Here is a 15,072-nt window from a genome sequence, read left to right as displayed (position 1 = left end):
GCGGGCCCGGTGCGCACATCCTGCGCCCGGGCCCGCGGGCGCGTTCGCGTACGAGTGCATCCAGCCGCGTTCGAACGCACCCAGCTTTACCCAAAGCCATTCCATCGGGTGATCTCACCCGGTCTGCCTGACGCCCGGCCACACCCCAACTAGGGTGCGATGCCAAGCATTCCGGCACTTGGCCCACCGGCATTGCGATGTCAGTGGCGGGTGTCACAGTGGGGGAGTGAGCAACGCCGCCGCAGGGCAGAGGGGGTGAGGTCCGGCCGTGTCCGGAACCGGTTCGAACGTGGAAGTGGGCGCGCCGTCCGCGCGGTCCCGCGCCTTGGCCGTGCTGCGCCTGCGCAGCAGGGCCCTGGCCCTCGGGCTGCTGCCCGCCGCCCTCGCGGTGGTGCTCGTGAGCGCCCGGATGACGGGCCGGCTGGCCGGTGACCCGTGGCCCGTGGTGACGCTCGTCGTCTGCGCGGTCGCCGCGCTCGTGTTGTTCGTCGGCGGGGTCTTCGCCGCGGTGGTGCTGAAGGCGACCCCCGCCGTGACGCCCACGGTGCCGCTCTCGGAGGAGTCCGCTCCCGACCTCTACCGGCTCGTGCGGGACCTGGCCGACCGGATGGACGTCCCGGCGCCCTCCGCGATAGCCCTGACCCCGGACTGCGACAGCTGGCTGGAGGACCGGTCGCATGCGGCCCACCGCCGCGACGCCACTCGCACATCCGCCGGCATAGCCGACGCCACATCTGCCGGCACAGCCGGACCTACCGGCCCGGAGACCGAGCCGGGCGCCGCCCCCGTGCTGGTGATCGGCTCGCCGTTCCTGTGGTGGATGCGGGTCGCCGAGCTACGGGCCGTCCTCGCCCCGGTCGTCGCCGGTACGGGACCTTCCGCGCACCCCGACATAGCCGACGCCCGCGGCTTCGTCCGCGGCCTCGACGCCGCGGTGGACGTGGGCAACCGGCGCGGCCTCGGCTGGATCGCCGCACCGGCCAGGCTGCTGCTGCGGCTGTGCCGGGTGGACGCCGCCGAGATGGAGCGCGGGGTGGCCGCGGCCGCCTCCGAGCGTGCACAGGCTGTGGACTACGGGCTGCGCATCGTCGCCCAGGAGCAGGTCGGCCTCGCCTACGCGGGCTGGGACCGGCTGCTGACGCGGGTCGCGCTGCCCGCCTGGCGGATGGGCCGCTGGCCGGCGCACCTCGACGCCGGGGTGGTCTCCGCGCTGACCGAGCTGTCCCGTCGCGACCGGCTGGCCGACGGGTTCACCTCGCGGCTCGGCGAGCGCCCCGCCTGCGACCTGCTGGAGCGCCCCGGGGTGGTCGACGAGGCGGCCTCGCTGCTGGCCGCGCGGCTCTTCCACGGCGGTCCGGCCGAGGCCGGGCCGGACTGGTCCCCCGTGGACTGGGCGGCGTATCCGGAGGAGGTCGTGGACCGCAAATGGCGCGCGGAGGCCGCCCGCCTGCACGCCGCGCTCGACGCCCTGGCCGTCCCGGAGGGTCTGTCGGCCGGCTTCCCCGGAGCGGCGGCACCCACCCCCGTCACGGCATCCGGCTCCCGGGCCCCCGGATCCCAGGCTTCCGAGTCCCGGGGTCCCGCCCCTGTGGACGGCTTCGCCGGGCCCACCCTGGAGCGCGTGCTCGACCACCTCACCGATCCCACGGGCGCCGGCGCGGCCGGCGAGGCTCTGGCCGGGCGGCTCAGCGCGGACCTGGCCCGCGAGGAGCGGGCCGCCGGCGCCGCGCACCCCGCGGCCGCGAAGGCGCACGGCGTGGACTCCGTACCGCTGTTCCCGCTGCAGCCGCCGCGCAGCGGACGGGACCTGCTGGCCGACCACGTCAGTGCGATGGTGTGCTGCGCCGCCGTGGACTCGGCGGGCGCCGCGCCCGGCCTGGACTGGCTGGACGGGCCGGTGCTGCTCGTCGGCGGCGCCCGCCGCTCCGACCTGGCACCCCTCGTGCTCTGCCTGGTCGAGGACGGGGACCCGGAGCCGCTGCGGGACTGGCTCGCCGAGCTCGGCGTACGCCCCGAGAAGCCCGTCCGCCTCGTCTGACGCACTCCCCCCGGCGGGCTACGGATCGCACGCACAACCGGATCCGAATGTTCCGGTCACGTCAATTCGCGACGAACGGTGACGAACTGAGTGCGTTATGTGATGTGCTGGGACCGGCTTGATACATGCCCGTTCGGGGGAGCGAGGGAGGGGAGCGGTTTATGGGTACGGACCAGATCCGGCGTTGGGAGTCAGGTGCGCTCGCGCACGCGGTGACCGACCCCTTCGGACAGGGCCCCCTGCCCTGGTTCCGAGGGAGCGAGCTCTACTTCGACGACACCGGCCAGGTCGTCCCCTGGTACGTGGACCCGGCCGCCGCGGCCGCCGGCACCGGCCAGGTCCCCCGAGCCCGCGGCGCGGGCGGCCCCCGCACCGCCGACGACGTGCACCGCCAGATCAAGGGCTTCTCCTCCACCGGCGCCGTGGCCCCCGGCGAGGCCATCGACTTCCACATCACCGTCGACCCGCCCCAGCAGTTCTCGGTCGACGTCTACCGGATCGGCCACTACGGCGGCGACGGCGCCTCCAAGATCACCACCAGCCCCCGGCTCTCCGGCATCGTCCAGCCGGCCCCCCTCACCGCCGACCGGACCGTCTCCTGCCACCACTGGTGGCTGTCGTGGCGGCTCCAGGTGCCCTCCTACTGGGCCGTCGGCGCCTATGTGGCCGTCCTGACCACCGCCGACGGCTACCGCTCCCACATCCCCTTCACGGTCCGCGACGACCACCCCGCGGACCTGCTCCTCCTGCTCCCCGACATCACCTGGCAGGCCTACAACCTCTACCCGGAGGACGGCCGCACCGGCGCCAGCCTCTACCACGCCTGGGACGAGGAGGGCCGCCTCCTCGGCGAGCAGGACGCGGCCGTCACCGTGTCCTTCGACCGCCCCTACGCGGGCGCGGGCCTGCCCCTGCACGTCGGCCACGCCTACGACTTCATCCGCTGGGCCGAGCGCTACGGCTACGACCTCGCCTACGCCGACACCCGCGACCTGCACGCCGGCCGCGTCGACCCCGCCCGCTACCGCGGCCTGGTCTTCCCCGGCCACGACGAGTACTGGTCGGGCCCCATGCGCCGCACCGTCGAGCGCGCCCGCGACAACGGCACCTCGCTCGTCTTCCTCTCCGCCAACACCATGTACTGGCAGGTCGGGCTCTCGCCGTCGCCCTCCGGGGTCGACGACCGGCTCCTCACGTGCCGAAAACGCCGCGGCCCCGGCCGCCCCAGCCTCTGGCGCGAAGTAGACCGCCCGGAGCAGCAGTTGCTCGGCATCCAGTACGCGGGGCGGGTCCCCGAGCCCGCGCCCCTGATCGTGCGCAACGCCTCGCACTGGCTCTGGGACTCCACCGGCGCCGCGGAGAACGACGAACTGCCCGGCCTGGTCGCCGGCGAGGCCGACCGGTACTTCCCGCGCACCCAGCTGCCCGAGCACCAGGACCGCATCCTGCTCGCGCACTCCCCGTACCTCGACACCGAGGGCCACCGCCGCCACCAGGAGACCTCCCTCTACCGGGCCCCCAGCGGCGCCCTGGTCTTCGCCTCCGGCACCTTCGCCTGGTCCCCGGCCCTGGACCGCCCCGGCCACGTCGACGAGCGGGTGCAGCGGGCCACCGCGAACCTCCTCGACCGCATCTGCAAGAGGGACTGAGCAGCCGGTGCGGTGACCGGCAAGGTTCACCGGGTCGCGGCACCCCCTGGCCGGAGCGCGGGTCCCGGTAGGCCAGAATGGTCCCGCGCTCGTACAGAACCACAGGGAGACCCCGTGTCCGGATTCGTCGAAAAGCCCGAGCCGGTTCAGGTGCCCGGCCTCGTCCACCTCCACACCGGGAAGGTGCGCGAGCTCTACCGCGACGAGGACGGCCGTCTCGTCATGGTCGCCAGCGACCGGCTGTCCGCCTTCGACTGGGTGCTGCCGACCGAGATCCCGGACAAGGGACGGGTGCTCACGCAGCTGTCCCTGTGGTGGTTCGACCAGCTCGCGGACCTCGTCCCGAACCACGTCATCTCCACCGAGCTGCCCGCCGGCGCCCCCGCCGACTGGGCCGGCCGCACCCTGATCTGCAAGAACCTCGACATGATCCCGGTCGAGTGCGTGGCCCGCGGCTACCTCACCGGCTCCGGCCTCGCCGAGTACGTCGAGACCCGTACGGTCTGCGGCCTCGCCCTCCCCGAGGGCCTCGTGGACGGCTCCGAGCTGCCCGCCCCGATCTTCACCCCGGCCGCCAAGGCCGAGGTCGGCGAGCACGACGAGAACGTCTCGTACGAGGAGGTCGCGCGCACCGCCGGCTCCGAGACGGCCGCGCTGCTGCGCCAGGCCACCCTGGCCGTCTACGGCCGCGCCCGGGACATCGCCCGCGAGCGGGGGATCATCCTGGCCGACACCAAGTTCGAGTTCGGCTTCGACCCGGCGGACGGCACCCTCGTCGCCGCCGACGAGGTCCTGACCCCGGACTCCTCGCGCTTCTGGCCGGCCGACCAGTGGGAGCCGGGCCGCTCGCAGCCCTCGTTCGACAAGCAGTACGTCCGCGACTGGCTGGCCTCCGACGCCTCCGGCTGGGACCCGAAGAGCGAACTGCCGCCGCCGGCCCTCCCGACGCAGGTCGTCGCGCAGACCCGCGCCAAGTACATCGAGGCGTACGAGCGCCTGACCGGCCAGACCTGGTCCTGAGAAACGAAGAAGGCCCCGATCGGTGATCGGGGCCTTCTTCGTTCTGAGCGGACAACGCGACTCGAACGCGCGACATCCACCTTGGCAAGGTGGTGCTCTACCAACTGAGCTATGTCCGCACTGCGCCGTAGCGCGAGAGCAACTATACCCAACCCCGCTCGCGTGCGAGACGCACTGCCGTGTGTCGGTTCTCGGCGCCCAGTTTCGTGGCCGCCGAGGACAGGTAGTTCCGCACGGTCCCCTGGGACAGCGAGGCCCGCTCCGCGATCTCCGCGATGGGCGCCCCGTCCGCCGCGAACTCCAGCACCTCGGCCTCCCGGGCGGTCAGCGGAGAGTCCCCCGCGCTGATCGCGTCGGCCGCCAACTCCGGGTCCACGTAACGCCCTCCGCCGTGCACGGTCCGGATCAGCTCGGCCAGCCGCTGCGCCGAGACCGTCTTCGGGGTGAAGGCCCGGACCCCCGCCGCGAGGGCCCGCTTCAGGTGCCCCGGACGGCCGTGACTGGTCACGATCATGACCTTGCAGTCGGGGAGTTCGGCCCGCAGCGATGTGGCGACGCTCACACCGTCGGCCCCCGGCATCTGCAGGTCGAGCACCGCCACGTCCGGCCGGTGCGCCTGCGCCATCGCGAGCGCCTCGGGCCCCGAGGCGGCCTCCGCGACCACCAGCAGGTCGTCCTCCAGCGACAGCAGCGCCGCCAGCGCGCCGCGGATCAGGTGCTCGTCGTCGGCGAGCAGTACGCGTACGGGGCTCACGCCCGCACCTCCAGTCGTTCGGTCCGCGTTCCGGGGATCTCGGCGTGCAGCCGGAACCGGCCGCCGTCCACCGGCCCCGCCCGCAGGGTTCCGTCGAGGGCCGCGAGCCGCTCGCGCAGCCCGGCCAGCCCCGACCCCGGCGGCCCCGCGGGCGCGTCGGGCGCCCCGTCGTTCTCCACCACCAGCGTCACGGGGCCCTGCGCGGGAGCGGTGAGCCGGATCAGGCAGCTCTGCGCGTCCCCGTGCCGCAGCACGTTCGTCGTCGCCTCCCGCACCACCCAGCCGAGGGCGGACTGCACGTCGGCGGGGAGCGGCCGGGCGGCCTCGAAGTCGACCCGGCAGTCCATTCCGGCCGCCGCCAGCACGCCGCGAGCGCCCTCCAGCTCCACCGAGAGGTCCGCCTCGCGGTAGCCCCGTACGACGTCCCGTACCTCGCGCTGCGATTCCCGCGCGATCCGCTGCACCTCGATCATCTGGTCCACCGCCTCGGGCCGTTCGCGCCGGGCCAGTTGCACCGCCAGCTCGCTCTTGAGGGCGATCACCGCCAGGTTCCGGCCCATCACGTCGTGCAGGTCCCGCCCGAACCGCAACCGCTCCTCGGCCACCGCGAGCCGGGCCTGGACCTCCCGCGTCCGGTCGAGCTCGTAGACGGTGCGCAACAGCCATCCGGAGAACCCGCAGGTGAAGCTGAGGAAGGCGCAGGACACCAGGACCGCGACGAAGTACCCGATGACCTCGTTCAGATCCAGTCCCAGCGCGGCGACGACCACCGTCGTCCCGGCGGCCGCGACCGGGGGAACGTACTTCATGTGCCGGACCTTCTCCATGCCGAGTACGAGGGATCCGCAGCCGAAGCAGCTCACCCCCACCACCAGTCCCGGCGCGGCGGACTCGTCGAGCGCGCCGAACCGGCGCAGGAAGAGGAAGAGCAGGACGGCTGCGGCGGTGAGGGCCGTCACCAGTGCCGCGAAGCCGACAGGCCTCTCGCGGCGGCCGGAGACGAAGTCCAGGGCCCTGGAGTACAGGAAACCGACGATGACGGAGTGGGCGCAGACCACCAGGAAGGCCGTGAGCGCCAGTGGCCCGGGGGTGTCGTTGTCCTGGCCCGCGAAGGCGGCCAGCCCGAAGGACACGATCTCCAGGAGCACGAAGAAGTGGAAGGACCAGCGCGTGTACAGCTCGACCTTCCCCGCACTGCTGCGGTTCTTCCACCATCCGGTCAGCTTCGCCACGGTCCGGTCCCCCAACTCGCTCTAGCGGCGCGGTTCCCACCGGAACCACCGCTGGACAGCAAACACGGTGATCACGATCCAGGCCAGCGAGGTGACGGCGCTCCCCAGCAGGTCACCGCCCGTCGCGCCGCCGCTCCAGCCGGCCCGCACCAGCTCCATCACCCCGCTCAGCGGCAGCAGTTCGCACACCGAGGCCACGGCGTCCGGCATGGACTCCACCGGCACGAAGAGCCCCGAGCCGAGCACGGTGACGAGGAACAGCGGCATCGTGGTGAGGCCCGCGCTCTCCACGTTCCGGGTGAAGGAGCTGGTCACCGCCGCCATTCCGGCCAGGATCACGGTGCCGGTGAGGACGGCCGCCGCGAGCAGCAGCGGGTTCGCGGGCATCCGCACGTCCAGGGCGGCCGCCCCGGCCACCGTGAGCACGGCGATCTGGCCGAGCGCCAGCACGGCGGCCGGCAGGGCGGTACCGGCCAGGATCTCCAGGTCGTTCGCCTCGCCGGTGCGCAGCCGCTTGAGGACGAGCTCCTCGCGCCGTGCCACGTAGGCGGAGACGAGGCTCATGTAGACGACGAGGGCCAGCACCATGCCGATCCCGCCGGTCAGGGTGGCCTCGCCCACGGCCGTCGCCCCGTCCATGTCGGCCAGGGAGGAGCGCAGGACGAAGACCATCAGCAGCGGCAGCACCAGGGCCATGCTCAGCGTGGCCCGGTTGCGCACGAGCAGGGTGAGCTCGCTGCGGCCGAGTGCCGCGAGGCGGCCGGGGTTCAAGGGCATCGTGCTCATCGGGCTGATGGTGCTCATCGGGCTCCCGCCTTCTCACGTCGGTTCTGCGCGATCTCCAGGAAGGCCTCCTCCAGGGAGGCGGACCGGGCGTCGAGCCCGGCGAGCTCCACGCCGGATTCGCGGGCCCAGCCCAGCAGTTCGGCGAGGTCGGCCTGGAGCCGGTCGGTGCGGATCTCCACCTGCTGCCCGTCGGCCGCCGCGTGCAGCGCGAGCGGCAGCCGGGCCGCGGACACCCCGGCCGGCAGGGTGAAGCGGATCCGGGAGGGCCGCGTCGCGGTCACCTCGGCCGGGCGGCCGGACAGGACGATCTCCCCCTCGTGCAGGATCGCCAGCCGGTCCGCGAGCTCCTCGGCCTCCTCCAGGTAGTGCGTGGTCAGCAGCACCGTGGTGCCCTGCTCGCGCAGTTCCCGTACCAACGCCCAGGTGTCCCGGCGCCCTTCGGGGTCCATGCCGGTGGTGGGCTCGTCCAGGAACAGCACCTCGGGCCGTCCCAGCAGGGCCGTCGCCAGGTCGAGCCGCCGCCGCTCGCCCCCGGACAGCTGCTTGACCCGTACGGAGGCACGTGCGGCCAGCCCGACCAGCTCGAGCACCTCCGCCGCCGGCCGGGCCCCCGTGGTGATCCCGCCCCACATCCGCAGGGTCTCGGCGACCGAGAGGTCGGAGGGGAAGCCGCCCTCCTGGAGCATGACCCCGGTGCGCGGGCGGACCTCGGCCCGCCGCGCGTACGGGTCGAGCCCGAAGACGCGGACCTGCCCGCCGCTCGGCGCGGCCAGCCCCTCCAGCAGCTCGACGGTGGAGGTCTTGCCCGCGCCGTTGGTGCCGAGCAGGGCGAAGACCTCGCCCCGGGCCACGGAGAGGGAGACGCCCCGCACGGCCTCGAAGCCTCCGGCGTAGCCGCGGCGCAGGTCTTGCGCGTCGATCACGGTGTCAGTCATGACTCAAGACTCGCGGCGCCCCGGCCGGGTCGGCAGTGCGCGCTGTCATCGCCCGGGATGACATTTGTCAGATGCCCGCGGGCACGCACGGGGCGGAACCTGAGAGGGAATACGAAGAAGGCCCCGATCACGAGGATCGGGGCCTTCTGCATACAGAGCGGACGACGCGACTCGAACGCGCGACATCCACCTTGGCAAGGTGGTGCTCTACCAACTGAGCTACGTCCGCATGCAGTGCACTGCCGGAGCAGTACGAGCATCACTCTACCCGATGCACCGAGGTGATCGGAAAGCGATACAGAGCGGGTGACAGGGATCGCACACTGCGCCTTCCCCCTGGAAGGAGGATGTTCTGCTACTGAACTACACCCGCACGACCTTCGGGGCTTGACCTTTCGGCCTGGCCCCTCGGCGTGATCCAGACTCTAGCCGACCCATGGGGGTGGATGGCAAATCGGCCCTCAGTGGGCTGCGTTGTAGGCCTCGTAGATCTTCTTCGGGATGCGCCCGCGCGGCGGCACCTCGAACTGGTTGGACCGGGCCCAGGCCCGGACGACCGCCGGGTCGGGGGCGACGGACGTGTGCTTGAACACCTTCCCCGAGCGGGACTGCCGGCGGCCGGCGGCCACGAAGGGGGCCAGGCCCTTCCGCAGTTTCTTTGCGTTCGCCGCATTGAGGTCGATCTCGTAGGACTTTCCGTCCAGAGCGAACACGACCGTCTCCGCCGCTTCTCCGCCATCGATGTCATCGGAGAGCGTGACCACTACGCGCTGCGCCACGGATATCGGTCCCTTCGGTGCGACGCCGCCACGCGCTGACGTGCGGCGATGTCGCCTGTGTGGATGTTTCGGGCCAATGCGTCTTTGAACCGGAATCCCGGGTGATTCCTTTGTACCCCGATTCCCATTGCATTGCGAAGCCCAGTTAATTCTCTCCGCGTGTCCCGCCGCAATGCCGGGCAGGTGTTTTTCCGGGGGATTTTGCGAAGCGTTGGTGAAGCCGAAACTGGCCGGTGATCATGTCCTCCCGATATCTACCCGCGTAGAAATTTTGGCCGGGTACGCTGAGGGAACCGCCTTGCACCAACCACCTCATCGGGAGTGCCAGTGGCACGCGTCGTAGTCGACGTCATGCTCAAGCCGGAGATCCTCGACCCCCAGGGCCAGGCGGTGCAGCGTGCACTGCCGCGCCTGGGCTTCGCGGGGATCGCCGACGTCCGCCAGGGGAAGCGTTTCGAACTGGAGGTGGAGGGACCGGTCGACCAGGCCGCCCTCGACCGCATCCACAAGATGGCCGAAACGTTCCTCGCCAACACCGTCATCGAAGACTTCACCGTGAAGGTCGAGGCCTGACGGTGACCACTCGCATCGGTGTCGTCACGTTCCCCGGAACGCTCGACGACCGTGACTCGCTGCGCGCCGTCCGCCTCGCGGGGGCCGAGCCGGTCTCGCTCTGGCACCGCGACAAGGACCTGCACCAGGTCGACGCGGTCGTCCTCGCGGGCGGCTTCTCCTACGGGGACTACCTGCGCGCCGGGGCCATCTCCCGCTTCTCGCCGGTGATGGAGACCATCATCGAGCAGGCCAAGGGCGGCATGCCCGTCCTCGGCATCTGCAACGGCTTCCAGGTCCTCACCGAGGCCCACCTGCTGCCGGGGGCGATGCTCCGCAACAACCACCTGCACTTCATCTGCCGCGACCAGAAACTGCGGGTGGAGAACGCGGAGACCGCGTGGACCGGCGACTACACCGCCGGCCAGGAGATCTCCGTACCGCTCAAGAACATGGACGGCCGGTACGTCGCCGACGAGCGCGTGCTCGACGAACTGGAGGCCGAAGGCCGAGTGGCCTTCCGGTACCTCGACGTCAACCCCAACGGCTCGCTGCGCGACATCGCCGGCATCACCAACGCCGCGGGCAACGTCGTCGGCCTCATGCCCCACCCCGAGCACGCGGTCGAGCCGCTCATCGGGACGGGCCGCACCGACGGCCTCCCGTTCTTCACGTCGGTCCTGAAGAAGCTGGTCAGCGCATGAGCCTCGACACCGTCAAGCACGCCACCGGGACCCCGGACGCCGCCCAGCCGTGGAAGGAACTCGGCCTCAAGGAGGACGAGTACGCCCGGATCCGGGAGATCCTCGGCCGCCGGCCCACCGGCGCCGAGCTCGCCATGTACTCCGTCATGTGGTCCGAGCACTGCTCGTACAAGAGCAGCAAGGTCCACCTGAAGCAGTTCAGCGAGAAGAAGCCCCAGTCCGACGCCATGCTCGTGGGCATCGGCGAGAACGCCGGCGTCGTCGACGTCGGCCAGGGCTACGCGGTCACCTTCAAGGTCGAGTCGCACAACCACCCGTCGTACATCGAGCCCTACCAGGGCGCGGCCACCGGCATCGGCGGCATCGTCCGCGACATCCTCGCGATGGGCGCCCGCCCGGTCGCGGTCGTGGACCCGCTGCGCTTCGGCGCCGCCGACCACCCCGACACCAAGCGCGTCCTGCCGGGCGTCGTCGCGGGCATCGGCGGCTACGGCAACTGCCTGGGCCTGCCCAACATCGGCGGCGAGGTCGTCTTCGACGAGTGCTACCAGGGCAACCCCCTCGTGAACGCCGGCTGCATCGGCGTGATGAAGCACGAGGACATCCACCTCGCCAAGGCCGCGGGCCCCGGCAACAAGGTCATCCTCTACGGCGCCCGCACCGGCGGCGACGGCATCGGCGGCGTCTCGGTCCTCGCGTCCGAGACCTTCGACGACACGAAGCCCACCAAGCGCCCCGCCGTCCAGGTCGGCGACCCCTTCCAGGAGAAGCTCCTCATCGAGTGCACCCTGGAGATCTTCAAGGAGAAGCTGGTCGCGGGCATCCAGGACCTCGGCGGCGCCGGGCTCTCCTGCGCGACCTCCGAGCTCGCCTCCGCCGGCACCGGCGGCATGCGGGTCGAGCTGGACACCGTGCCGCTGCGCGACGCGACGCTCTCGCCCGAGGAAATCCTCATGAGCGAGTCGCAGGAGCGCATGTGCGCGATCGTCGAGCCGCAGCACGTCGACCGCTTCATGGAGATCTGCGAGAAGTGGGACGTCATCGCCACCGTCATCGGTGAGGTGACCGAGGGCGACCACCTGGAGATCTTCTGGCACGGCGAGCTCATCGTGGACGTGCCCCCGGGCACCGTCGCCCACGAGGGCCCGACCTACCAGCGCCCCTACGCGCGCCCCTCCTGGCAGGACGCGCTGCAGGCGGACGACGCGGGCAAGCTGCCGCGGCCGGGGAACTCCGAGGAGCTGCGCGCGCAGGTCCTGGCCCTGGTCGCCTCCCCGAACCAGGCCTCCAAGTCCTGGGTCACGGACCAGTACGACCGCTTCGTGCAGGGCAACACCGTGCTGTCGCAGCCCGAGGACGCGGGCATGATCCGCATCGACGAGGAGTCCAACCTCGGCGTGGCCATGGCCACCGACGGCAACGGCCGCTACGCGAAGCTCGACCCGTACACGGGCGCGCAGCTGGCGCTGGCCGAGTCCTACCGCAACGTGGCCGCGACCGGCGCCAAGCCCCTCGCGATCTCCGACTGCCTGAACTTCGGCTCCCCCGAGGACCCGGACGTCATGTGGCAGTTCGCGGAGGCCTGCCGCGGTCTGGCGGACGGCTGCCTGGAGCTGGGCACCCCGGTGACCGGCGGCAACGTCTCGCTCTACAACCAGACCGGTGACGTCGCCATCCACCCGACCCCGGTCGTGGCGGTCCTCGGCGTGATCGACGACGTCAACCGCCGTACGCCGATGGCGTTCTCGGAGACCGGCCAGCTGCTGTACCTGCTGGGCGACACGGCCGAGGAGTTCGGCGGCTCGGCCTGGTCGCAGGTCGTCCACGACCACCTGGGCGGCATGCCGCCGAAGGTGGACCTGGGCCGCGAGAAGCTGCTCGGCGAGATCCTGATCTCCGCCTCGCGCGACGGCATGATCGACGCCGCGCACGACCTGTCGGACGGCGGCGTCATCCAGGCGCTCACCGAGTCCTGCCTCAAGGGCGGCAACGGCGCGCGCGTGGTGGTCCCCGAGGACCTGGACGCCTTCACCTTCCTCTTCTCCGAGTCCGCGGGCCGCGCCATCGTGTCCGTCCCGCGCAGCGAGGAGCTCCGCTTCACCGACATGTGCGGCGCGCGGGGCCTGCCGGCCGCGCGCATCGGCGTGGTGGACGGCGAGGAGATCGAGATCCAGGGCGAGTTCACGATTCCGCTCGCGGAGCTGCGTACCGCCCACGAGGGGACGATCCCGGCGCTGCTCGCCTGATCACCGCTCTTCGCGACGCCCCCGCCCGGAAGTTTCCGGGCGGGGGCGTCGGCTTTCCGGCATCATGCCCGTACTGACGGACGGGGGACGCATGTCGGAGAAGAGGGGCCGAAGGCTCGGTACGGGCGGGGTGTTGGCGGTCGTGGCCGCCGTGGGCGTGGGCGGCTGGTTCCTGTACGACTGGAACCTGACCCGCCTGGACCGTGCGGACAGCCGGGCGCAGATCATCGAGGCCTGCCAGAGCCTGGTGGACCCGGAACGGGTGATGCGCCTGGGCCGCCCCGCGGACAAGGTCGACGCCGGCGAGCGGGGGGACCGCCTGTGCGTGCTGCGCCGGGCGGGCGTGTTCGAGGGCCAGGAGGACATGTACGAGTACTTCTCGCTCGCCCTGAACAGCTCCTCGGGCCCCGTCACCGGTGAGGGGGCGTTCGAGTGGGACGGCGGGCGCAATGTGACGGTGACGGCGAAGTGCGCCACGCCGGTCGAGGGCACCGGGGTGACGTCCGTCCGGACCACGGCCACCTCCCTGTATGAGCGCACGGACTTCGTCGCCCCCGGGGAACTGGCCGCGCTGGCCCGGGAGGCAGCCCTGCGCGCAGCCGTTCGGCAGCGCTGCGAGACCACCCTGCCTGAAGTGCCGCAGGACCTGGGGGCGGCGGGCCGCTGACGCCGGGGCGTGCGTGTTCGGCCGCAGTGGGTCCGGCGGCGTAGGGTCGGCCCCATGCCGCCCGCCAGGAAGAAGCCGCGCACCTACGACCCCGCGAAGATCCGTTCCGCCGTCACCGCGCAGTTCGGGCACGTGGCCGACGCCGTGCGGGAGTTGACCCCGGAGCAGCTGGCGCGGCCCGCCGGGCTCGGCGAGTGGTCCGTGGCCGAACTCTGCGCCCACATCGCCTGGATCGCCGACTCGCTGGCCGGGGGCCTGGCCCGGCCGCCCGCCGCCGTCGCCGAGCTGTCGGCCGTCGAGTGGCCCTTCGCCACCTCCTCCCTCGCCGGGAAGATCTCCGAGGCGGCCCGGGAGACCCTGGCCGGCGCCCCGCTGCCCGAGCTCTACGAGCAGGCCGCCGCCCGGATGGCGCAGGCCCTCGCCGCGAACCCGGGCGACCGGGTGCTCGACCTGTGGATCGGGGACATGACCCTGGCCGACTTCCTGGTCACCCGGACCGTCGAGCTGGTGGTCCACACCGACGACCTCAACAGGGCCGCCGGGCTGGACGTCCCCATCGAACGGCAGGCGCTCGCCGCGTGCACCCGGCTGCTCGCCGACGCCTTCGCGCTGAAGGCGCCCGGCGGGTCGGTCGAGGTACGGGTGCCGCCCTTCGCGGTGGTCCAGTGCATCGAGGGCCCCCGGCACACCCGCGGCACCCCGCCGAACGTGGTGGAGACGGACCCGCTGACCTGGCTCCGGCTCGCGACGGGCCGTACGGGCTGGGCCGAGGCCCTGGACGCGGCGCAGGTCCGCGCCAGCGGCGAGCGGGCCGACCTCTCCGCGCTGCTGCCGCTGATGAGCTGAGGGGCAGAGGGGCAGAGGGGCTGCGGGATGGAACCGCTCCGGAGCCCGGCCCGTCCCAGGGGCATGCGTAGATTCCGGTACGTCCACGCCGGCGCGGCCGCTGCCGCCCTCGTACTCGTCCTCACCGGCTGCGGCCGCGCCGAGGAGGGCGGCACCGCCCCGCTCCCCGACGTCGAGGGGGCCTGGTCGGTCGAGTCCCTGACCACCGGCGGCCGGACCCTGCACGCGCCCGAGGCCGCCCGCGTCGACATCGGGCGGGACGAGGCCACCGGCAACTACGGCTGCAACGGCTTCACGGCGCGGCTCGTGCACGACGGAGTCTCCGCCCTGACCGTCACCCCCGGTGCCACGACCGCCATGGCCTGCGAGGACATCGACTTCGAGACGGCCTTCGCCAAGCTGTTCACGGGCCGGCTGACCATCGACCGGGGCCCCGACCGGCTCACCCTGAAGAGCGCCGACGGGAGCACCATCGCCATGACCCCGAGGCCGCCGGCCGCGGACGCGCCGCTCATCGTCACCGAGTGGACCGTCGACTCCACCGTCAACGGCGACACCGCGGCCTCCCTGCCCGCCGAGGCGGCCGGCAAGGCCCGGTTCACGATCGCCGACGGCACCGTGAGCGGCACCCTCGGATGCAACCGCTTCAGCGCCAAGGCCACCGTCGACGGATCCACCGTCACCTTCGGGCCGCTCACCTCCACCCGGATGGCCTGCGAGGGCCCGACGGGAGACGTGGAGCGGGCGCTGACCGACCTGTTCGGCAGCGGCCCGCTCACCTGGAAGACCAAGGAGCGCACCCTGACCCTCCTCGCCCCCGACGGCAACGGCCTCACCGCGACGGGGGCCTCCGCCGTGGAGTGA

14 protein-coding genes and 3 tRNA genes are annotated in these 15,072 nt (G+C 72.3%); 9 read left to right on the top strand and 8 right to left on the bottom strand.

What is annotated here, in order from left to right:
- The first annotated feature begins 268 nt into the window (after positions 1-268).
- From AB0O21_RS19345 to AB0O21_RS19335, 3 genes are all read left to right on the top strand, one after another.
- Positions 269-2,038, top strand: coding sequence for a hypothetical protein (locus tag AB0O21_RS19345; protein WP_365172346.1), 1,770 nt, complete (start codon positions 269-271; stop codon positions 2,036-2,038).
- Positions 2,039-2,199: 161 nt separating this feature from the next.
- Complete coding sequence (locus AB0O21_RS19340) at positions 2,200-3,687, top strand: N,N-dimethylformamidase beta subunit family domain-containing protein (protein ID WP_365172345.1); 1,488 nt, start codon at positions 2,200-2,202, stop codon at positions 3,685-3,687.
- Positions 3,688-3,801: 114 nt separating this feature from the next.
- Positions 3,802-4,707 (top strand): phosphoribosylaminoimidazolesuccinocarboxamide synthase, encoded by a 906-nt coding sequence (locus tag AB0O21_RS19335; protein WP_365172344.1) that lies wholly within the window; start codon positions 3,802-3,804, stop codon positions 4,705-4,707.
- 46 nt (positions 4,708-4,753) lie between these two features.
- Here the strand turns inward: AB0O21_RS19335 and AB0O21_RS19330 are convergent.
- The 8 genes from AB0O21_RS19330 to AB0O21_RS19295 all read right to left on the bottom strand — a co-directional run bounded on the left by AB0O21_RS19330 (position 4,754) and on the right by AB0O21_RS19295 (position 9,193).
- Positions 4,754-4,826, bottom strand: a tRNA-Gly gene (locus AB0O21_RS19330).
- Between the two features lie 23 nt (positions 4,827-4,849).
- A complete protein-coding gene (locus AB0O21_RS19325; protein WP_365172343.1) occupies positions 4,850-5,461 on the bottom strand; it encodes a response regulator transcription factor in 612 nt (203 codons plus the stop codon).
- The gene (locus tag AB0O21_RS19320; protein ID WP_365172342.1) at positions 5,458-6,693 is read right to left on the bottom strand and encodes a histidine kinase; all 1,236 of its coding nucleotides are present in this window, start codon (positions 6,691-6,693) and stop codon (positions 5,458-5,460) included. The genes AB0O21_RS19325 and AB0O21_RS19320 overlap by 4 nt, the downstream gene beginning before the upstream one ends.
- A gap of 21 nt (positions 6,694-6,714) precedes the next feature.
- Positions 6,715-7,479 carry an ABC transporter permease gene (locus tag AB0O21_RS19315; RefSeq protein ID WP_365172341.1) on the bottom strand — a complete coding sequence of 255 codons (765 nt, stop codon included), beginning with the start codon at positions 7,477-7,479 and terminating at the stop codon, positions 6,715-6,717.
- A 14-nt stretch (positions 7,480-7,493) separates the two neighbouring features.
- The gene (locus AB0O21_RS19310) at positions 7,494-8,414 is read right to left on the bottom strand and encodes an ABC transporter ATP-binding protein (RefSeq protein WP_365172340.1); all 921 of its coding nucleotides are present in this window, start codon (positions 8,412-8,414) and stop codon (positions 7,494-7,496) included.
- 156 nt (positions 8,415-8,570) lie between these two features.
- A tRNA-Gly gene (locus AB0O21_RS19305) sits at positions 8,571-8,643 on the bottom strand.
- A gap of 72 nt (positions 8,644-8,715) precedes the next feature.
- Positions 8,716-8,787 (bottom strand) — tRNA-Gly (locus AB0O21_RS19300).
- Between the two features lie 88 nt (positions 8,788-8,875).
- The gene (locus AB0O21_RS19295; RefSeq protein WP_365172339.1) at positions 8,876-9,193 is read right to left on the bottom strand and encodes an Lsr2 family protein; all 318 of its coding nucleotides are present in this window, start codon (positions 9,191-9,193) and stop codon (positions 8,876-8,878) included.
- Positions 9,194-9,520: 327 nt separating this feature from the next.
- Here AB0O21_RS19295 and purS point away from each other — a divergent pair, with 327 nt between their 5' ends.
- The 6 genes from purS to AB0O21_RS19265 all read left to right on the top strand — a co-directional run bounded on the left by purS (position 9,521) and on the right by AB0O21_RS19265 (position 15,072).
- A complete protein-coding gene (gene purS, locus AB0O21_RS19290) occupies positions 9,521-9,766 on the top strand; it encodes a phosphoribosylformylglycinamidine synthase subunit PurS (protein WP_365172338.1) in 246 nt (81 codons plus the stop codon).
- A gap of 2 nt (positions 9,767-9,768) precedes the next feature.
- Positions 9,769-10,449 carry a phosphoribosylformylglycinamidine synthase subunit PurQ gene (gene purQ, locus AB0O21_RS19285; protein ID WP_361753490.1) on the top strand — a complete coding sequence of 227 codons (681 nt, stop codon included), beginning with the start codon at positions 9,769-9,771 and terminating at the stop codon, positions 10,447-10,449.
- Entirely contained in the window at positions 10,446-12,695 is a 2,250-nt protein-coding gene (gene purL, locus AB0O21_RS19280) for a phosphoribosylformylglycinamidine synthase subunit PurL (protein WP_365172337.1), read from the top strand. Before purQ ends, purL begins: the two co-directional genes overlap by 4 nt.
- A gap of 91 nt (positions 12,696-12,786) precedes the next feature.
- On the top strand, positions 12,787-13,362 hold the full coding sequence (locus tag AB0O21_RS19275) for a hypothetical protein (RefSeq protein WP_365172336.1): 576 nt from the start codon (positions 12,787-12,789) through the stop codon (positions 13,360-13,362).
- A 54-nt stretch (positions 13,363-13,416) separates the two neighbouring features.
- On the top strand, positions 13,417-14,208 hold the full coding sequence (locus AB0O21_RS19270; protein ID WP_365172335.1) for a sterol carrier family protein: 792 nt from the start codon (positions 13,417-13,419) through the stop codon (positions 14,206-14,208).
- 63 nt (positions 14,209-14,271) lie between these two features.
- Complete coding sequence (locus AB0O21_RS19265) at positions 14,272-15,072, top strand: META domain-containing protein (protein ID WP_365172334.1); 801 nt, start codon at positions 14,272-14,274, stop codon at positions 15,070-15,072.

Origin of the sequence: Streptomyces sp. NPDC091371, assembly GCF_040684275.1 — a bacterium.
Lineage (GTDB): Bacteria > Actinomycetota > Actinomycetes > Streptomycetales > Streptomycetaceae > Streptomyces.
This window is presented reverse-complemented; position numbering and strand designations above follow the sequence as displayed.

Bases quoted from the DNA above. Each gene is read 5' to 3' on its own strand.
- AB0O21_RS19340 (WP_365172345.1), top strand. From the start codon at position 2,200: ATGGGTACGGACCAGATCCGGCGTTGGGAGTCAGGTGCGCTCGCGCAC.
- AB0O21_RS19315 (WP_365172341.1), bottom strand. From the start codon at position 7,479: ATGAGCACGATGCCCTTGAACCCCGGCCGCCTCGCGGCACTCGGCCGC.
- AB0O21_RS19310 (WP_365172340.1), bottom strand. From the start codon at position 8,414: ATGACTGACACCGTGATCGACGCGCAAGACCTGCGCCGCGGCTACGCC.
- purL (WP_365172337.1), top strand. From the start codon at position 10,446: ATGAGCCTCGACACCGTCAAGCACGCCACCGGGACCCCGGACGCCGCC.
- AB0O21_RS19275 (WP_365172336.1), top strand. From the start codon at position 12,787: ATGTCGGAGAAGAGGGGCCGAAGGCTCGGTACGGGCGGGGTGTTGGCG.
- AB0O21_RS19270 (WP_365172335.1), top strand. From the start codon at position 13,417: ATGCCGCCCGCCAGGAAGAAGCCGCGCACCTACGACCCCGCGAAGATC.
- AB0O21_RS19265 (WP_365172334.1), top strand. From the start codon at position 14,272: ATGCGTAGATTCCGGTACGTCCACGCCGGCGCGGCCGCTGCCGCCCTC.